12 protein-coding genes are annotated in these 20108 nt (G+C 52.7%); 6 read left to right on the top strand and 6 right to left on the bottom strand.

The window, feature by feature from the left end; genetic code table 11:
* Nucleotides 1-5: 5 nt before the first annotated feature.
* The 5 genes from JIN87_RS03855 (at nt 6) to JIN87_RS03835 (ending at nt 12685) form a co-directional block, all read left to right on the top strand.
* Nucleotides 6-2048, top strand: a complete 2043-nt coding sequence (locus JIN87_RS03855) for a Sip1-related alpha-galactosidase (RefSeq protein WP_200354205.1) — start codon at nt 6-8, stop codon at nt 2046-2048.
* Between the two features lie 193 nt (nt 2049-2241).
* Nucleotides 2242-6210, top strand: coding sequence for an ATP-binding protein (locus tag JIN87_RS03850; protein WP_200354204.1), 3969 nt, complete (start codon nt 2242-2244; stop codon nt 6208-6210).
* Between the two features lie 430 nt (nt 6211-6640).
* Nucleotides 6641-10114 (top strand): TonB-dependent receptor plug domain-containing protein, encoded by a 3474-nt coding sequence (locus JIN87_RS03845; RefSeq protein WP_200354203.1) that lies wholly within the window; start codon nt 6641-6643, stop codon nt 10112-10114.
* A gap of 377 nt (nt 10115-10491) precedes the next feature.
* Nucleotides 10492-11568, top strand: coding sequence for a Gfo/Idh/MocA family protein (locus JIN87_RS03840; RefSeq protein ID WP_200354202.1), 1077 nt, complete (start codon nt 10492-10494; stop codon nt 11566-11568).
* Nucleotides 11569-11572: 4 nt separating this feature from the next.
* Nucleotides 11573-12685: a Gfo/Idh/MocA family protein gene (locus JIN87_RS03835; protein ID WP_200354201.1), complete on the top strand. Its 1113-nt coding sequence runs from the start codon at nt 11573-11575 to the stop codon at nt 12683-12685.
* On the opposite strand, the gene JIN87_RS03830 is transcribed toward JIN87_RS03835, so the two are convergent.
* The 5 genes from JIN87_RS03830 to JIN87_RS03810 all read right to left on the bottom strand — a co-directional run bounded on the left by JIN87_RS03830 (nt 12682) and on the right by JIN87_RS03810 (nt 18062).
* Complete coding sequence (locus JIN87_RS03830; protein ID WP_200354200.1) at nt 12682-13905, bottom strand: nucleoside permease; 1224 nt, start codon at nt 13903-13905, stop codon at nt 12682-12684. The genes JIN87_RS03835 and JIN87_RS03830 overlap by 4 nt on opposite strands.
* 104 nt (nt 13906-14009) lie before the next feature.
* Nucleotides 14010-15095, bottom strand: a complete 1086-nt coding sequence (locus JIN87_RS03825; RefSeq protein WP_200354199.1) for a Gfo/Idh/MocA family protein — start codon at nt 15093-15095, stop codon at nt 14010-14012.
* A gap of 84 nt (nt 15096-15179) precedes the next feature.
* The gene (locus JIN87_RS03820; protein ID WP_200354198.1) at nt 15180-16487 is read right to left on the bottom strand and encodes a Gfo/Idh/MocA family protein; all 1308 of its coding nucleotides are present in this window, start codon (nt 16485-16487) and stop codon (nt 15180-15182) included.
* A gap of 99 nt (nt 16488-16586) precedes the next feature.
* Nucleotides 16587-17186 carry a 3-keto-disaccharide hydrolase gene (locus tag JIN87_RS03815; protein WP_200354197.1) on the bottom strand — a complete coding sequence of 200 codons (600 nt, stop codon included), beginning with the start codon at nt 17184-17186 and terminating at the stop codon, nt 16587-16589.
* A gap of 132 nt (nt 17187-17318) precedes the next feature.
* The gene (locus JIN87_RS03810) at nt 17319-18062 is read right to left on the bottom strand and encodes an AraC family transcriptional regulator (protein ID WP_200354196.1); all 744 of its coding nucleotides are present in this window, start codon (nt 18060-18062) and stop codon (nt 17319-17321) included.
* Between the two features lie 219 nt (nt 18063-18281).
* Here JIN87_RS03810 and JIN87_RS03805 point away from each other — a divergent pair, with 219 nt between their 5' ends.
* Complete coding sequence (locus JIN87_RS03805; protein ID WP_200354195.1) at nt 18282-18674, top strand: hypothetical protein; 393 nt, start codon at nt 18282-18284, stop codon at nt 18672-18674.
* A 172-nt stretch (nt 18675-18846) separates the two neighbouring features.
* Here the strand turns inward: JIN87_RS03805 and JIN87_RS03800 are convergent, their stop codons facing one another.
* Complete coding sequence (locus JIN87_RS03800) at nt 18847-20103, bottom strand: cyanophycinase (RefSeq protein WP_200354194.1); 1257 nt, start codon at nt 20101-20103, stop codon at nt 18847-18849.
* Nucleotides 20104-20108 lie beyond the last annotated feature (5 nt).

The following is a 20108-nucleotide window of genomic DNA, read 5'->3' as shown; positions in this document are numbered from 1 at the left end:
AGACTGTGAAAAGACTGCTTAACATGATCGTGTGCCTGTGTGTGCTCGGCACGACTGTCCTATCAGCTGAATCTCTGGACCTCTTTAATAAGAAAGCGGGATTCGAGATTTTGAAATCGTATTCAGGTACTCCTGACAGAGAAGGTGTGCTGGAGCAGTATGGGCTCAAGGTTCCTGCCTATTCGCAAGCGGTCTATTATCGGGGCGAATGGTGGCCATATGGTGGCAATCGTGTATTTGGGGAAGTCCTGTCAACGAAATCGAAAGAGGGCGGTATATTTTCTATCTTAGAGCTTAAGGATGGTGACTACCTTGCTTTGCTACCGCTTTGTGGAGAGCAGGCGTATGCTTGGTTTGCTCCAGAGGGTGGGGAATTGAAGCTTAAGTTGGGAACCAAGGGAACGGCTGCCGTGGACGGGGATTTGCCTCTCGTGGCCTGGGCTCGAGCGAACTCTCCTTACGAGGCTGCCAACAAAGTTTGGATACAGGCCAGCAATGCTCCCCAGATCAAGGGCTACATGAAGATGAGGGAGCAGAAGGACTATCCGGAGGTTTTCAATTACCTTGGCTGGTGCTCCTGGGAGGAGTTTAAGAAAAACATTAGCTCGGATCTCTTGGTGGGCGCTTTCAAGACTTTGGAAGAGAACGAGCTGCCGGTGCGCTACATGCTCGTAGACGATGGGCATTTTTCACTGGAGAGCTTGATGCCGAAGAAAGAGACCTTTCCAAGTGGATACAAACCGCTAACTGATCTCCGCAATGAGGATGGAATTCGTTGGGTCGGCATGTGGCATGCGCTTTTAGGCGATGCGAAGGGCATGGGAGCTGGAGATCCTCCGGAGTTGGCGGAGGCGATGATGGAAATGAATAATGGCCGGTGGATTCCCAAACCTGATGAGGCGTCGATTCGAGCTTTTATGAACTACTTGCTACGACAGTCTCGGGCGGACGACATTGATTTTGTGAAGGTCGACTTTTGCGGGACGCTCTTGCCGTATGCGGGAGGTGTTTCCGTAGAAAAGGTCGCGTCAGATTATCCGGATACGAATGAGGATGCGATTGGGAATCCCTCAGCCATGGCGACCTTGTTTTCGAGGATCTATCAGGAAACGGTAGAGGATCAGTTCGACGGTTTGCTGAACTGCAATTGGCATGTGCCGCATTTCATCTTCAACTCCGGCGAGTGCGTGGTAGGGCGTTCGGGGCCTGACTATAAGCTGACAGTGGACCGGGCGAGGCGATCGATCTTCAACAACTTCAGCTCCATCCCTTGGTTGGGGCAGGTGTCATGGGGGGACCACGACATGTTTCATTCCACCGATAAGCTAGCTGTCCGTATGATGGCGATTTCCAAAGCGCTCTCCGGCGGCCCGACGTATCTGTCGGATGACCCAGAGCACATCGTGCCGGAAGAGGTTTGGCCGCTCTGCTATTTGGATGGCAAGCTGCCGCGTCCGCTGGCGCCTGGAGCTCCGCTGCCGGACGACATTTTCATGAATCAGGATGACCAGCGGCTTTTCAGAACAATGGCTCCATTGCCGAATGATTCGGTGGCGGTTGCGTGTTTTAATCTGCTCGGTGATGGGAAGGTGGCTTCGCCTGTTCTAGGGACACGGATAACAGCAGAGCACTATTCAGCGGCCTCTGGCATGATCCAACCCTACGGAGGGGATTGGGATGTGCCCAAAGAAGGACTGCTGGTCTATGATTTTCAGTCGGGCAAAGCGGACAGGCTGAGCGAAGAGGGGTATCCAGTGGAGCTTGCCGGATTTGGCGAATATCTCATCCAGCTGAGCCCAATCGAAAAGGGCTGGTCGGTGATCGGTCGCACGGACAAGTACCTCGCAGCCGCAACCGTCGAGGTATCGAAACGCAGTTCGAAACGAATCACCGTAACACTTCCGGAGTCCGGACCCTTCTCAATCTGGCTGGAGACGGGCGTTCCTTTCGCGAAGGGAGTCACATTTCTAGACAAAGGAAATGGCTTGTTCGTGGCTGGCCTTCCGGTCAAGGCAGAGAGTTTGACCCTGACGATCGAGAGGCGCTGACGATTCGAGTCGCCAGGCGGCTTTGCTGAGGTTGTTTGATCTCGGCTCAACGGCAACGACGGAGCGTTGCCCTCCTGGGATTGGGATTAGGTAACGGCTGATACGTTTTTCTACAAATCGCCGGTTGTCTAGAGGGGGCTCGCCTTTAGATTGGAGGGCTAGGGGGCTCGTCCGCGCTCTCTCGTTTTCCGTAATGCCTAAGTCTTTTTTGCCAGTTTTGATAGGGACGCTGTGTGCCCTGATTGAAGTCGTAACTGCCCAAGTCCCCTACGAGGTGGTTAAGAGGAACCCGATCGAGGAGCCTTGGCGTTGGCATGAACTCGAAGCGCTGAGCGAGCTGTACCTCACTTGCGGAGTGGAAGACGAAGAGGGTAAGCTCTGGCTGGGCTACGAGGGAGGAGTGGCTTCTTACGATGGCAGGGTGGTGCGGCATTTTCCTTCCTCCGAATTGGCGGAAGACGCGAGGACCTACAGTCTGTTCTCAAATGGAACGGACGATGTGATCTTGTTTACCTCCGGCGGCTTGATGCGGTTGAAGGATCAGAAGTGGCAAATGCTAGTCGAGTACGAAGCGGGGTACTACAGTTCGCGGAATTTCGCGGCGACTAACTCCCATGGACTGACTGTCTTTGCGACTCCGGTTGGGCTCTATCAACTCTCTGGAGAGGGGGTTGAATTGGTGGCGGACTTTGGAGAGAGGGTTTTCGATATCGCTTTCGACAATGCGGATAACCTCTGGCTTGTTTTGGGCGGAGAGGTGCGGATTCTGAAATACGCCAATGTGGGACGCTCATTTCCGGATTCGTCGACGGCTCAAACCTATGCGCTCGACGAGCAGGTCGATACTCCGGAAATCGTCTACAACAGTTTTGAGGACGAGTTGCTTTTCCATTCTTGGAAACCGAGCTTGCCCGCTTACCGCTACGACAAGGAGATCGATGGTTTTTTAGAGGAAGATCCGATCGGTGATTTGGATTACCACAACCACGTTACTTCCGTCTCGGTTGAGCGCTATGGCTTCCTTATCTTTAGCAAGTCGGCTCTCTACAATCGAGTCGGTGGCCAGTGGTCGGAGGTGCTCGCTAGGGGCGAATTGCTTCCGCTGAGTGATACCTTTGCCTTTCGTCGAAGTAATGGAAATCTCGTTTTGGGCGGCCATGGCGAGTCGGTGTATGAAATCCATTTCGCGGACGAGCGCTGGGAATCGTTCCCAGGGCTTCACTTCCAATGCGAGGGAAAGAACGGGAAACTTTGGTTTATATCATTGGAAGGGAAGATTGTGGAATACGACTCGGTTACACAAACAGCTCAGCTGCACGATTCCGGCCCGATCGATACTCCAGTTGCTATTCTGGGAAGCCGAGACGGTACGATTTGGGTGAGCGGAAGCCACGACGGCGTGGCGGCGGTGAGTTTCTACGACGGAGAGAAATGGACTCGCCATCAGCACGAGGACCTAGGGCGCTCGATTGGACACTTGTCCGGTATTGAACTCATTTCGGGAGAAATCTGTTTTGGTTCTGGTTCCGAGTATGTCGGCGAGCATGGAGGGATGGTGACTTATTTCACTACGGATTATGGCTATGGCCACTCCTATCTCTTGAATCCGGCTGTTCCGCGTCGAATCGCGGGTATGGCGCAATCGAAGGAGGGGGAGATTTGGATGAGCGGGCCGCGTTTGTGGAAGTTTTCCTTGCCCGACTTCCGAAACCTCGGACTAGCCAAGGATTTAGGAGTGCGTTGGTTGGACCATATCACAACTGACCAGGAAGGAACGTTCTGGGGGGCCGCGTGGGAGTTTGGCCTACTCAGGATCAAGGATGGCGAGTCCACTCTGTATGGCCGAGATGAAGGTCTGGAGAGTGAGCAAGTTCTTTATGTATTGAATGATGAATACCGTCCGGGCACTACTTGGGTGGCGACGCGACTTGGTATCTCGAGATTCGAAGATGAATCTTGGATCAATAACGTTTTGCCGCGCGGCTTTCAGTTCCTGAGAGAAGGTGCTACGCTAAAGCAAGACGGGGCAGGGGACATTTGGATCAATACCGCCAACCGCGATTGGTTCTTCCGTACCCGAAACTCTGATTTCGAACACTCCTCTTTGAAGGAGAAATTCAAATCGGTTCGCTATCGGCCCGATACGCAGGCTCCGGTTGTTACGCTTTTGGAGTATCCGCGTGAGCTGGTGTCTTCCGCGAATATAAGATTCGCTTGGGAAGCTAAGGATTATTGGTCTCTTACTTCGGAAGGTGCCTTGGAGTATTCGTATCGCTTGGACGACGAGGACTGGTCGGTCTTCTCCAAAGACACGAGCGTGATTCTGACCGATCTTTCAAACGGGGAGCACACGCTCGAACTTCGCGTCAGGGACAGGGATGGAAATGAAGGTCGTATTGCTGAAGCGGCTACGTTTAGCGTGATTCCGCCGTTGTGGCAGCGTGTTTGGTTTATCCTTACGCTGGTGAGCGTGTTGTTGGTTATCGTGGTACTGGTGGTGCTTCTGGTACGCCAGCGAGTGCAGGGCATCCTACGTCTAGAGGAGTTTAAGCTCCAGTTCTTCACCAACCTTTCGCATGAACTTCGCACTCCCATCAGCTTGATCCTTGGCCCATTGGAGCAGTTTTTATCCAAGTATTCCGATAAAGAGGGTACGAGTCAGCTGAAACTAGCTCAGAAGAACGCGTTGAAACTGCATCACCTCGTGGAGCAGATCCTTGAGTTTAGGCGTTTCGAAGTGAGTGCGATCCAGCTGCAATATGCTCGGGCGGATTTGATTGGGATCATCAAAAACGCGATCGCCAATGCAGAGCCGCTCTCGCAGGAGAAGAAGCAGGAAGTCTTTCTCGTGTCGCAGCTTACCGACTACGAAGCTTGGTTCGATCCGGATTCGGTCGAGAAGATATTGGATAACTTGATACAAAATGCCATCAAGTACACCGAAGCTGGCGGGGAGATTTTCGTAAAGGCGACGATCGACGAGGAGGAAAGCAATGGGGCCGTCCTCGGTGTCGTCACTGTTGAGGATAACGGGATTGGTATCCCTGAGAACAAGGTGGCTCACATCTTTGATCCTTTCTACCGGGTGAAAGAAACACATGGTCAAAAGAATCGGGGCTCAGGACTGGGGCTCGCTTTGACAAAGAATTTGGTGGAACGCTGCGGTGGGAGAATCCAGGTGAAAAGCCCAGTCGTTATAAAGGATGGTAAAGCGAAGGGTACCCGCTTCGTGGTTACACTTCCGCTGCTGGATAAACCGCCTAGCTCGATGCAGACGACTGATGAAGCCGATGCTCCCGAGGTGCTTGGGTCTTCCTCGCAAGGGCAGATTCCAAAGACCGTTACGGCTGAAAAGGACTCTGAAAACACCACTGATGATCGTCCGAAGATCCTCTTGGTTGAGGACGATCCTGATATGCGAGCCTACTTAAAGAGCGAACTGGAGGAGGGGTATCAGATCCTGGAGGCGAAGGATGGCAATGGCGGGCTGATGGTCGCGGCCAAGGAGATTCCCGATTTGATTGTATCGGACGTGATGATGCCCGAGATGGACGGTAACGATTTTTGTTGGCGTATAAAAAATGATGAGATCACCAGCCATATCCCCGTGTTCATGCTGACTGCTTTAAAGGCGAATGAACACGAGCTGAAGAGCCTAGGGAAGGGGGCTGACGACTACTTTACTAAACCTGTCAATTTTCCGATCCTTAAACAACGGATACGAAATTTGTTCGAGTACCGGGGACGCTTGCACGAGCGCTACGGACAGCTCAAGGCCGAGCAAAGTATCGATACCAAGGAGATTACCAGTAACTCGCTTGATGAGTCTTTTCTGAATCGAGCGATGCGAAACATCGACGAACATCTTGATGATCCGCTTTTCGACGTGGAGGCTCTGGCTGGCTTGATGCACATGAGTCGGATGACCTTGTATCGAAAATTCAAGGCTCTTACTGGGGAAGCTCCAAGCGGCTGCATCCGAAGTAAACGCATGACGCGTGCGGCTGAGCTGTTGGAGACTGGAACTTACAATGTATCGGAAGTTTCTGACAAAATCGGCATGCAAGATGTGGCATACTTCTGCACGATGTTTAAGAAGTTCCACGGAGTCACCCCAGGCGACTTTATGGCGAAGTCTAAAGACGTATCGACGAAGGAATGACGGGTCGTAGTTTAGTAAACTGGTAACACGAGTTGAAGGCTGTAGCGCGGTGCTTCAGCCCGCGTATTGAGAAGGTCGATCTCGCCAACGTGGTGGCGGGCTAAAGCACCGCGCTACGAGTTGTAAGCCCCCATTTCGACTGCGTAACACCCTGTTACGGTTTTCTTGATACCTCACTTTCGAGGGGTAGATCTTTTCCGTTTATGGGTTGAGATATTTCTTAAATGCCTGATCCCGTGTCGGTTAAATGGGTATCCGTTTCGAAGTTTTACGTTACTCAATTACTAACGGCGGGATTGGCCGTTTTGATAACGTGAAGGAGTCCCAAGCAGTGTTTCCCCTCCCGCTTTTCGGATAGGAAGCGGGCTCTAGAGTTCGGTTTAGCTGGCTTTCGAGAATGCTGCGTCACTGGAACCCCTAAGTTAAAACTATGAACCCACGTAAAAACAATTGGTTCAAGGTTGTGCCTGCCGCTGTTGCAGCTGGCGTGACTTTTGCCCCAATCGGGCTCTACGCCCAAGACGAAGATGCAGATGAAGATGTCTTCGAACTCAGCCCCTTCACCGTTGATGCGGGTGACCAAGATGGCTACCGTGCCACGGCAACTCTAGCGGGTACGCGTATCAAGACGGAGTTGAAGGATCTAGGATCAGCGATCTCGGTCGTCACTTCCGAGTTCTTGGAAGATACCGGTTCGACTGACCTGGAAGCGGTCATGCCTTACCTGACGAGCTCCGAAATCGGAGGCTTGGACGGTAACTTCTCTGGAACGGAAGTAAATGGATCTCGCCCTGACCAAGATGAGTCTCGTGCTAATCCTCAGTCGACAGCTCGTGTGCGCGGTCTCTTCCGCCCCAACTACACTCGGAGCTATTTCTCTACAAATATCCCGATCGACTCATACAACACTGGCAGCATCACCATTAACCGTGGTGCCAACTCGCTACTCTTCGGCTTAGGTAGCGCGAGTGGTGTGATCAACAATGACCTAAAGGGTCCACAAATCGGTGCCAATAACAGTAAAGTTACTGCTCGTATCGGTAAGCACGGAAGCCACCGCGGTACCTTCAACCTCACTCGTACGCTGATCGAAGATCGTCTCGCGGTGAATGTTGCTGGCATGTACAACGACACACAGTATCGCCAGGATCCAGCTTATGATCGTTCCAAGCGTGCGTTTGGAGCTTTCAATTGGACGGTCTTCAAGAATGAAGATTCGTCTTTCCTAGGTCGTACTACGATTCGTGCGAATGCTGAAATCGGTGAGGGCGATCGTACTCCTCCGGCGAACATCGCTCCGATCATCGCATACGAGGCTTTTTTCCAACCACCTCCTGATTTTCGCCCGTATTCGGGTAATGACTACTCCATCGGTCTTGGCTACGAGCGTCTAGCGGCGAACTGGGAACCATGGAAGCTTGTTGATACCCGTCCCCTCGACGCTGAAACGGGTGAAATCGTAACAGATAGTAGCCGTCTCACAGCGGAAGGCGCCTTTGCCTCACACTATAACAGCGACCCAGATGAGTTCCTGATCCGTTGGAAGGAAGTTGAGAACAACCCTGCACGCCGCGAGGAAGTATCGGCTACTGTCCTGAGCACCGCTCATATCTTCAATTCCATCATCTACACGCACAATGGTAACCCATTGGCGAATCCCGCGCTGCAAGGTATCCATGGGCGTATTCCTCTCCGTGGTGGTCCGTGGGCGACTCATGTCAACACACGTGCTTATGTGGAAGGTCCACAAGGAACAGGCTTCGTAGCCAGTTCTCTGCAAAACCCTGAGGTGTTCGACTACAGAAACCAGCTCATAACTGGTGGCCTTCACGACATTGGAACCGAGTTCGATTCCCAATCGATCACATTCGAACAAGGATTCTGGGAAGGTAAAGCAGGTATCGAAGCGACCATCGACGACCAACGTTGGAGCCAGACCAAGTACCAACCCTTCGGCGGTGGTCACCGTGATTTACCGATCTACATCGACGCAACGGCCTATCTGCCGACCGGTGAGCCAAATCCGAATGCCGGACGCGCGTTCATCTTGAACCGTAACGACAAGGACAATTGGAGAGAGGTGATCCGAAACAACTCTCGCGTCACCGCGTTTCTCAATCACGACTTCGCGGATATGAACGAAGGACTCGGTAAGTGGCTCGGTCGTCACAGCTTCACTGGTCTATTCCAATCCGAGAAGGCGTCCAATCGAAACCTAACTTATTCCCGTAACTGGATTGGTTCCGATTTCGACTACAGAGCCGGACTCAATGGACGTTCCTCTCCGCGTATCGACATCAACGATGTGGGAACGATTGCTTACATCAGTGATTCCAACGTCGGTCTCGATATGAATGACGTTCGATTGAGTCCAGTCGAAGGTTCGCTCCTTCAAGCTGGTGACGCGATCAAGGCGTTCTACTTCGATCGCTCTGATGAGGCGAACTACAAGGAAGGTACCGTTAACGTCGCTCGAGTTCTTGAAGGTGGCGGAGCTTCCGCACAGAAGGTCGATAGTGAAGCTTTGGCTTGGCAGTCTTACCTCCTCGGTGGGAACCTTGTCGGTCTCCTCGGTTGGAGAACAGACGAAGTGACGACTTACAGCCGCGCGAACGGAACTGTCCTGCGTGACATCAATGGTGTCTACGATATGTCGAATCTAGATATCTCCAGCACACCACAAGCGGATCCAGAATCTGGAGACACTTTCACTTGGAGTGTTGTTGGGCACGTCCCGCACAAATGGATCGATCGCCTCTCTGGCCCGCTAACAGGTATGTCCTTCCATTATGGCGAAGGTGAGAACTTTTCCGCGATCGCTCAGAGAACCGATATCTACAACAACACGATCGGCAACCCAAGCGGCGTTACCACAGAGTACGGGTTCAGCCTTGAATTCGCCAACAAGTGGTTCGTTAAGGTCAACAAGTACGAGACCGGAGCGACGCTCTCAAACGCTGCGGACGGCGGTTCTACTTCGGCAGCGGTTAATTGGCACCGCAATCTAGCGGAACGTTGGATGACAGGTATCGCAAATCCTGATACTCTTCCGTTTGATGAAACGAGCATCGGTGCGGCCTCTGCGATCGAAGCCGGTTTCAACTATTATCAGGAGGTCGTTGATGCGATTCTGGGCGCTCAGCCGCAGCCAGCTCAATCGATCTACAGTTACATGGCGGATCCGGAAGATCCAGGAAAGCTCGTATCCACCGATACGATTCGAAATCTCAAGTCGACTGCTGATGTGCAGGCAGAAGGTTTGGAGATCGAGTTGGTGGGGAATCCCACTAACAACTGGCGTATCGCTGTGAATGCGGCCCAAGTGGAGACTGTTGTTTCCAACACCGCTCAAGCGCTCTCTCAGTACAACCAAGAGATCATAGCAAACTACCAAGCTGCTGGGCTCTGGAACCCGATCCTCCGCGAGGGTGCGGACAGCGCGGTTGGATTCGTTGAACGCTGGACCCAGCAAGTCACTGCGCCTTTGGCAGCCGCCCAAGCGAAGGACGGAGCTGTTTCTCAGGAGCAACGCGAGTGGCGTGTAAATATCATCAACAACTACTCCTTTAAGGAAGGTCGTTTCAAGGGACTCGGCATCGGCGGTGCGATTCGTTGGCAAGACAAGGTTGCAACTGGATATGAGTCGCTAATCAACGAGTTCGGAATTCCAGTTCCGAATCTGGACAAGCCGTTCTTCTCCGGCGCTGAGACCAATGGAGATCTTTGGTTCAGCTACAAGCGCAAGCTCGGAGACAAGGTTAACTGGAAGATCCAGCTCAACCTTAAGAATGCAATCGGTGACAACGACGACATCCCAGTCGTAACCAATCCAGATGGTAACGTCGCGATTGTCCGTCTCGCTCCTGAACGCAGCTGGTTCCTGACGAACACCTTCACGTTCTAAATTTCATACAACTATCCTGTATGGTTTAAGCCGGTACGCTCGCGGAGAAATCCGCGGGCGTATTTTTTTTGGGCATAGTCAAAGGCAGTGGATTGCTGTTTGAGGCGAAACCGTTGGAGTTCCCGCTTCAGCGGGCTTGTTGTTATCCGCTGCTTAGGATTGCCGCCTAAAGGCGGGACTCCAACGGTAGGGTTCTCTTCCACTGGGGGCTGGGGGAAGTGCTTTGAGGCAACGACGGAGCGTTGCCCTCCTTTTTGGGGGGTAGTTGCGTTCCTGATTCTCTGGAAAAGTGGGCTGAGTCGCAGAAGCAAGTTGCGGGGGCGGTTCACTTGAGTAGGATGTCTGCATCTCGTTAACCCCCACCCAATAAGTTGTTTATGTCCAATAAGTGGAGAATTGCCGGTATTGAGTTTTCACACATGCACATGGGCGATCTACTTCGCTGCGTCGATGAGCACCCGAACGCGGAAATCGTCGGAATCTGCGATCCGCAACCGGAACGAATGAGGGAAGCTCAAAGGAACTTTTCCCTGTCGGACGCGCAATTGTTTACCGACTACAGAACCTGCTTGGAGGAGACTAAGCCGGATTTGGTTATTCTTTGCCCGCCGACTGCCGAACATGCCCTCTGGGTGGAGCGTGTTGCTCCCTATGGCGTTCATGTGTTTGTAGAAAAACCATTCGCTGGCTCTCTTGACGAAGCGGACCGGATGGTTGAGGCGATGAAAACGACTGGCAAGTTGCTGGTGATCAACTGGCCACTCCGGTGGGTGGAAGCTCACGTGACAACACATCGCTTGATTGGTGATGGCCTGATAGGTGACGTCATTGAAGTCCACTACTACGACGGCAATCGTGGCCCTCTCTATCATGGCGCGGATAAGGTTGAGCGTGAGCCGTCCTCTGAAGCAAAACAGGAAAGCTGGTGGTACAAGAAGGAATCGGCAGGAGGTTCCTTGTGTGATTACCTTGGATACGGAGTTACCTTGGGAACCTGGTTCAACGGTGGGAAAAAGCCGCTTGAGGTGACGAGTGTCGTCAGCGGAGTCGAGGGAATCGAAGTAGATGAACACAGCATAACGATTGCACGTTATCAGGACGGTCTATCGAAGTTTGAAACTCGATGGGGGACATTTACGGATCCGTGGACACACCAGCCTCAACCGAAGTGTGGTTTTGTCGTCCGAGGGACAGAGGGCACTATAAGCAGCTATGACTACGAATCAAATGTTCGTATTCAGACTCGAAAGAATCCAGAGGGGTATGAGTTGCCAGTCGACCCTCATCCGAAGGGTGAGGCGAATGGGATAGAGTACGTGCTGACCAAACTTGAGAATGGCGACCCGATTGAAGGACCGCTCTCCCCCTCGATTGCTCGCATAGGGCAGCAAATCGTGGACACGGCTATTGAGAGCTCTGAAACGGGGAAAACGATCCCTTTAAAAGGAGAATGACCGTATGAGCGAGTCACGCAAAGATGACGCCCGCGAATTGAAAGCTGTGGAAGTTTCAATGACTTCCGCTCCCGACTTGCCGTACCAGCCGCCTGTTCCCAAGGACTATAATCCAGGGATTGCTCTGATCGGGTGTGGTGGGATTGCTAGGAATCACTTGGATGCGTATAAGCAAAGAGGATACAGGATCGTGGCTCTTTGCGACTCCAAGCCAGCTGCTGCTGAGGTATTGAAGCAGGAGTTTTTCCCTGCCGCTGATGTTTGTACCAATCCGCAAGCGATTTGGGAGCGAGGGGATGTCGAAGTAGTTGACCTTGCTACGCATCCGGGGATGAGATTGGAGCTGATTCGTTCCGCATTGAAGGCGGGAAAACATGTGCTGAGTCAGAAGCCGTTTGTAACCGATATCGCAATTGGACGGGAGTTGGTGAAATTGGCGGATGAAAACGAACTGAAGTTAGCGGTTAACCAGAATGGCCGCTGGGCTCCGTATTTTGCGTATCTTCGCGAAGTCTTAAAGGCAGGGCTGTTGGGCGACATCGTTTCCTGCGATATCAATATTACATGGGATCATTCCTGGATAAAGGGAACGCGTTTCGAAGAGTTGCATCACGTCGTGCTCTACGATTTCGCGATCCACTGGTTCGACATTGTGACTTGCGTTTTCGGCGAGCGTCGAGCGAAGCATGTTTTTTCCCAAGTAGAGAAATCTCTAGCTCAAGAGATCGATCCGCCGCTCCTAGCGAACTCAATTGTTGGATACAATGGTGGGCAAGCCACCCTAGCGTTCAGAGCTCATACAAAATTCGACCCACTGGAGAGCACCGTTGTGACGGGGACGAAGGGCGTGTTTCGGAGCTCGGGGCCTCCTTGCTCGAATGATAAGGTGTCGCTAACGACGGAGGCAGGACGAGCGAACGTTTCCCTATCAGGTAACTGGTTCAATGACGGCTTTGCGGGATCTATGGGAGAGTTGCTCTGTTCAATCGAAGACGGACGTGAGCCTGAGAATTCGGCTGCGGCGAACTTAAGGAGTCTCGAGCTTTGCTTCGCCGCAATCGCGAGTGCAGACTCGGGCAGCCCAGCGATTCCGGGGAATGTCCTCTCTTTCGGCTAGGCCTCTTCTTTCTTGTCTTTGAAGAGGACGAGAAAGACGAAGAGAATCACGAGTGCGAGCCCAGCCGGGACGAACCAGAACTGTTTCCAAAGCGCTAGGTTACCTGTATCGTCAGCAAGCCCCATCGCGTTGAAGAGCTGACCGCTGGCTTGCGCTCCGATGAACATCCCGAGGCCGAGAGTCGCCAGGACCAGAAAACCCTGGGCCTGACCACGGATTCGTTTGTCGGCCTTCTTATCAGTATAGATTTGACCGGTGACGAAGAAGAAATCGTAGCAAATTCCGTGGAGCACGATCCCGCCAAGAAGCATGGCGTAGGAGCTGTCGATCGCTCCAAAGCCGAATAGAGCGTAGCGAACCACCCAGGCGAGCATTCCGATTGCCAGTACCCATTTGAAACCAAAGCGAGTTAGGAACACGGGTAACAAAACCATGAATACGATTTCAGAGACCTGACCGAAGGACATGTTGAATGCCGGGTCCTCAACTCCAGCCGCGTTAATATAGACGGGAGCGAATGCATAGTAGGCGGAGAGCGGGATGCAAATAAGGAGCGAGCTGATGATGAAGATGAGGAAACTCCGGTCTTTCAGGAGGGAAAGCGCATCCAGACCGAGAATCTCCCGTACCTTGATCGCTTGGCCTTTTGCAGGTGGAGGAGTGTGAGGAAGGGTGAAGCTGTAAAGCCCCATGAGTATGGCAGCTCCACCTGCAATTTGTAGTGGAAGGGCAAGTTCGTCAGCCTTTAGCCACTTGCTGACCACCACGTTCGCTGCGATCCAACCGATCGTTCCAAACACGCGGATCAGCGGAAACTGTTTTTCTGGGCGATCCATGTTATGGAAGCAAAGCGTGTTGGTCAGACCGAGAGTCGGCATGTAGAAAAGCGTATGCCCTAGCAGCAGGAGGATGAACGGGGTAGTATTTTCCGCGGAAGCGAAACTGGGTGCGAGGAATACGAAGAGACCCCCAATGATATGGACGATACCGAGCACTTTTTCAGAAGGGAAGAAGCGGTCGGCGATGGCTCCGAGAAAGAGTGGTGAAATGATCGCGGCGAGCGGCCCGACTGAGTAGGCCCAGCCGATAGCGGAGGCCATGCCTTCTTTAGTCATGTAGTTTCCGACGGTGACAAACCAAGATCCCCAGATAAAGAACTGGAGAAACATCATTATGGAGAGGCGAATACTCGTGGCGGTGCTTGTATTGGATTTTTCCATTTGGGGGCTTAGGGGGTGTAGGGTCGTCGTTTGCCGACGTACCGCGGTGGAGGATCTTGTGTAGGCGTTTGCGGCGTGGCGCGAGCGCCAGCCCTACAATGTGTTTAGCGAAGATTGATTGTTTTTCCAGTCCGGAAACTTTCGTCTGCTGCGAGAACGATGCGGCTGGCATTGCAGGCGGCGGTGAGAAGTTCAGTCGTGTCCAAATCTTCGATTATCGCTTTGAGAAAGTACTCTTGCTCACTTTGGAAGAGGGCGTCGTGATCGGGCTCAGACTCCATGTCAATGTACTCGTCTGTTTTGGCAAGATTCCCCGCGGAGTCGAGTTCCCCGTAGTGTACGAGCAGACTTTGAGTGGCTGTGTGGGCGGAAACATTGTCGCTTTGTCCGCGTCCGCCAGCGTCTTTGGCGACGATTGAAACGCTGCCTTGAGGGCCGACCACGTCTTTGATGAAAAAAGCGGTTTCGCTCATCATCGGTCCCCAGCCCGCTTCGTACCAACCGACTGATCCATCGGCGAATGTCACTTGGAGTTGGGCGTAGTTTATTTTCCCTTCAGGGAGTTCGTCGCTCAGGCGTGCTCCGATTCCGGATACGCTGACAGGCTGAGATTGGGTCATCTGACACATAACGTCGACGTAGTGTACTCCACAGTCAACTACGGGAGAGATGGATGAGAGCAGGTGACGATGTGTCTCCCAGGCGTCTCCACTCGATTGTTGGTTCAGGTTCATCCGCATCACTAATGGTTTGCCGAGGGTACGGGCTTTTTCCACGAACTTGATCCAACTCGGGTGGTGTCGGAGTACATAGCCAACTACGAGCTTGCGGTTTACTTTGATTGAGAGGGCGACGAGTTCCTCCGCTTGCTCGATGGTTTCAGCGAGCGGCTTCTCCAAGAATACGTGGCAGCCTGCCTCGAGGGCGGCTTTGGTAAATTCGTAGTGTGTGTCCGGATATGTTGAGATGCAAACGGCGTCTGGCTTCGTTTCCGTGAGAGCAGTTTGAAAGTCGTTGAACTCCGGATAAGCTGAACCAAGCTCCTCGAGAACTGCTTTCCGTGATTTGGGAGACCGAGTACAGATCCCTGCAATCTCAAAGCCTTCAAGTCGATGATATGCTAGTATGTGAGAGCGGCCGGTATTGCCGGCTCCTACGCAGAGAACGCGGATTGGCGGATTGGTGGTCATTGTGAGTTATAGGAGGGCAACGCTCCGTCATTGCCGTTTGGAAAGGATGTTGTCTAGGCAACGACGGAGCGTTGCCCTCCTGGTTCAGAACTCGCGGTATTCGCGGCTTAGGTACTGGTTCGCTTCTTTGATGTTCTTGATCCGCATCGCTTCCGGATCCCACTCCAAGGTCTCGCCTGGAAAACGGCTCGCAACAACGCCGATCTGAAGGGTCTCGCAAAGCGGTCCGCCGTAGGAGAATGGGGAGTTGGTCTTGCCTTTGCCAAGGCAGGCGTCGACCCACTCGCCGTGGTGGTTGCGTGGTTTTATTTTGGGGCGGGGAACACTGCGGATCAGCTCCTTTGGAAACGTTTGAGGGGCAGCCTGGTGGGGCATCATGAGCATGCCCTTTTCTCCAACCAGCACGCAACCTTGGTCGGGCATTTCGTTTCCTTCCTCAAGTTCGAGACCTTCGATCTTGGGCGGAGCATACTTACCATCGTACCAAGTCCATTTGAGCTTCTCTGTCGTGAAGCGCGTCGCAGGAAATTGGTATTCGGTGACGGTACCCTCTGGGTGGGCGATGTTGTTGAAGTTCTTGCATTGAGTGCGCACAGAGAGCGGGTCTCCAAGTTCCAGGGCACGGTAGGGCGTATCGAATATATGGACACCCATATCACCCAGAGTTCCCGTCCCGAAATCAAGTAAGCGACGCCATGCGAACGGGTGGAAGGTATCTTTGCGAAATGGGCGTTCCTTTGCGACACCAAGCCACAGGTTCCAATCAAGCGTGTCTGGAACTGGAGCTGTCGGGTTGGGATAGTCGGAGGTGGACAGGCCCCAGGCTTTGTTTGACCAGACGTGTACTTCGCTGACCTTTCCAATGATCCCGTTGCGAAGGTACTCTACCGTCATGCGTTGCCCGATGGAGGCGCTTACTTGGATTCCTAGCTGAGTGACGAGTTCAGTTTCTTCCGCTTTGATGCGAAGCTCCCGGTTTTCGACGACATTGTGAGCGAGGGGTTTTTCGCAGTACACGTGTTTGCCGGCATCCATCGCAGCCATCGCGATAGGGGCGTGCATGTGGTCGGGAGTCGAGACGAGCACGGCGTCTATCTGATCAGCCATCTTATCGAACAACACTCGGTAGTCTCGGTAAGTTTGCGCTTTGGGGACCAGCGTCGATGCTTTGCCGAGAAAGTTGCTGTCAACGTCGGCTAAGGCTACGACTTCCGCATTCTTTAGTCGAAGGAGATTATTGAGGTTTCCGAATCCTTGATTGCCGACGCCGATTTGTGCGATTCGCAGTTTGTCTGGGGCCGATTTCGCGAAGCTCGAACTCGGAAGTATCGAAAATGCGGCTACAGATGCGAGACCCTTGATGGCCTGTCTTCGAGTTAGATGGTTGGACATTTCTTTGGAGATGTAGGGCTGTCGCTTGCGACATGCCGCAGATGGTTGTAAGTTTGTGCTTATGTTGCGGTGCGTCGCGAGCGACGACCCTACTGTTTATTAGAGTTCCTTGATGAAAATGTTGCGGAAAGCGACGGGATCCTTGTGACCGGCGAATCCGAAATGACCGCTGAGCAGTTTTTTGCCGGGATGAGGCTTGTCGTCCAAATAGTCATTCACTTCCGAAAGGTCCGCATCGAGAATAATGACTCCGTTGAGCTCCACCTTGATCGAGTGTCCGATGACAGTGATGGTTTGGGAGTTCCATTCGCCGACTGGGTTTAAGTGTCCGCGTTCAGCCGGGACGATTCCGTATGCGGAACCATGGTATTGGCGAGGGTCGATGCCGGCGTATTTGGGGGATGAGTTGTCGAGTACCTGGAGTTCGCACATGCCGGAGTAGGCTGGATCGCCTTCTCCCGGATAGCGTATTGCCAAACCGTTGTTTCCGGCAGGAGGCAGTTTGAACTCGAGACGAAGCGTGAAGTCGGAGTAGACTCCTTCCGTGTACAGAGTTCCACCCTTGCCAGCTTTACATTGGATCGCTCCGTCGGTGACGGTGTAGTTTTGAGTCGCTCCCTGCCAGCCTTGCAGGTCTTCACCATTAAAGAGAGCAACGTACCCGTCACCGGAATCCGAGAAGGCAACGGACGAAAGCACCAAGGAGAAAACAAGGCAAAGAGATGGGAAAATGAGTGGGGGCGGAACTCGGAGCATTGCCACCACTATACTGCAAGGGATCGATCTGTGTCTTGTATAATTCGCGCGCCGATGTGTAAGTCGGCTCCAGTGTTACCAATGGCGATGTTGTCCTTTTTGACGGTATTCAGAGGGGGAGAGTCCCATCAGCTTCTTAAAGCTCCTTGTAAAATGACTGTGGTCGTAGAAACCGACCTCTTGAGCTATTGTAGCCACGGTATCGTTGCTATTGGCTAGCAGGTGGCAGGCGGATTGGATCCGTACGTTGGTAATGTGAGTGGCGGGAGAGATCTTAAAAGTCTGCCGAAAACGGCGTTGGAATTGCCCAGTGGATAATTTGGTGAGCTTCGCGAGCGTTTCTATCTTGATTTGGCTGGCGTAGTTTTTCCGAACGTATTCGAGGGCGTCGCCCATTTCTGAATACGGCCGCAACTCCTCCTTCGCGTGGGCGAGGTCGCGTCCGATACAGGCGAGTCCGATGACTTTTCCATTTTTGGAATAGAGGGGAAGTTTGGTTGTGACGAACCAGTTGATCGAGTTACGTGGGTCGGGGGCGAGCTCTATGCGATCGATGATTGCTTCTCCTGTTTCGTAGACCGTCTGGTCGTCGGCGACATAGGAGTCGGCCTGGTCTTTAGCGAACAGGTCGTGATCAGTTTTCCCGATCATCTCGGATACGCTTGGCAAACCGCAGAGATTGGACGCAAAGGAGTTAGCCATCATCACCCGTCCTTTGAGGTCCTTGACTACAAAATAGATGCCAGGCAGGTGCTCGAATACGCTCCCTAGCTGTCCGCTTCGCAATTGATTCTGGAATTTTTTTAGGTCGGGCAGCATCGATTCTGGGGTACTCGGAAATTGGGAGTGTTTAATTTTCGAAAAGGTAGGGTCTGGCCGCCGCGGCAGACCGTGTTGCAGGATCAAACTTCTGCGGCGTGCCGGGCCGTCACGCCCTACGAGGCGACACTCTAAAACACATCCTCGCAAAATGGGAGGGCAAGCTGTGGATTGCAAGACGCATAGAAATGCGCTTTGTCTGGTTCGCTGTTACCAGATATGGCTGTAGAGAAACTTAGTTTAGATTTCGGGGAGTTCGAGCTTTCCGAGGAGTTGTTTATCGCACGGATCAACCCGGCCCACAATTTGACCGCGGATGATATGGCGTTGATGGTTGAAGTCGCCTCGGAGCGTTATTCGGCCCCATTTGGATACATTTCTGACCGGGTAAATCGTTATTCGGTCGATCCGATTGCGATGTCCAAGATCTTCGATGCCTTGCCGCTACTCACTTCGTTTGCAGTTGTTGTGGGACATCAGATGGGGCGAGAGATGGCGAAATACGAGCAAGGCTTCGCGGGCCACGATCGCTTCGAAGTTTTCTGGTCCCTCGGAAAAGCGACCGACTGGGTGCTGGAACGTAACGCTGCCTTGCGAGCCAAGCTTGCTTAATGCCGTTTAAGCCAAAACGTTTTACTCAATTGCTTTGAATAAAATGGGAGATTTAGGCCACGAAAAGGCACAAAAATCTTGCACTGCTACCTGCCTTATAAGGCAGGGATGAACAACCTGATTCTTTGTGCCCTTTTGTGGCTAATTTCTCTTACACTACACTAGCGATTCGTTATTTCTTCTCGACGTTCGGGGGAGGCGAGATCGATAGAGCGACGTTTAGGACTGAGTAGCTGTCGAGTTGGCCATCGAGGTAGCCCCAATAGCCACTTGTGTCCTCGTCTTGTTGGAAAGTGATCGTACGCTCACCACCTGTTTCCATAGGAATGCGTGTTTCCAGTTCTTTGGTGCTGCTGTTATCTAGCAGCAAAAAACCGAGCACTTCCTCCAGTCGGCCACTGTAGGGCGAAAATAGGCTGGAAACGTGGGTTTGCTGGAGTTCGAGATACTCGCTCCCGATCTTTTTTTTGCCGGAGTTGATCGAAATTGCATCGTTCGTGAAAGCGATTCTGTCTCCAGGTCCGAGTACGCTGATTCGGACATTGCCAAGTTCTTCCTCGCTCCGTGCCGCATTTTGCGTGTCGATTTTGACGACAGTCCCGGAACCCAGGACAAGCCCCGTTTGATTCGATGCGTCAAAGAGGAGGGCGGTATCTTCGTCGATGCCGTATCCAACTTTCTGTTTCGAAGGGTTGTCGAGCAATGCGACGATAAGACGACCGAGGCGGGCTTTTCGGTCGAAATGTTGGTCAATGATTCCGTGGGGAAAGAAACCGAGTCCGTCTCCAAGAACGAGTGGCCCATTTTCCTGGGACTCCATGCCTGGGTATTCGGTTAGAGTACCGTGATCGAATGCTTGTTGACTGGTGCCGCCAAGGATCATCGTTTCACTTTGGATGGCGGCTCCTGCACTGGTACCACCGATGATGCCGCCGTCTTGATAGATGGTGCGAACTGCCGTGAGAGCAGGGGAGGCGGATCCCGCTTTGTCAGTCAGGGCTTGCATGATCCTGCTTTGATCTCCGCCCGTGAACCAGATCGCGCTGCAGCTTGCTACTTGCTCAGCGAGTTCACTCTCCCAAGCGTTCTTGTTCCACTTAGACTCGTCGATATCGTTTGTGGTTGAGTCATCTCGAATAGCGATCGGGATTATCTGAATACGATCTCTATCGACGCCGTAGCGTGCCAGCGTATCCGCAAAGGTTTTAGCGGCTTGGCTAGGCTTCCCACTCGCGGCAGGGATGATTCCGAATTTTCCCTCTTTCGCGTGAGCGATGAAGCTCTGGTAAATCTCTTGATTGCTAGCCCGTAGACCGCCACCAACGATCATCAATTTCCCGTTGGGTGAGGACGTAACTTGGGCACACGCGTTCTGCCCAGAGATAAGGGCAAGGAGCGTGAGCGAATTGATGAGAACCCGTATCAGCATTTTGG

Source organism: Pelagicoccus mobilis, assembly GCF_016595505.1.
Lineage (GTDB): Bacteria > Verrucomicrobiota > Verrucomicrobiia > Opitutales > Opitutaceae > Pelagicoccus > Pelagicoccus mobilis.
This window is presented reverse-complemented; position numbering and strand designations above follow the sequence as displayed.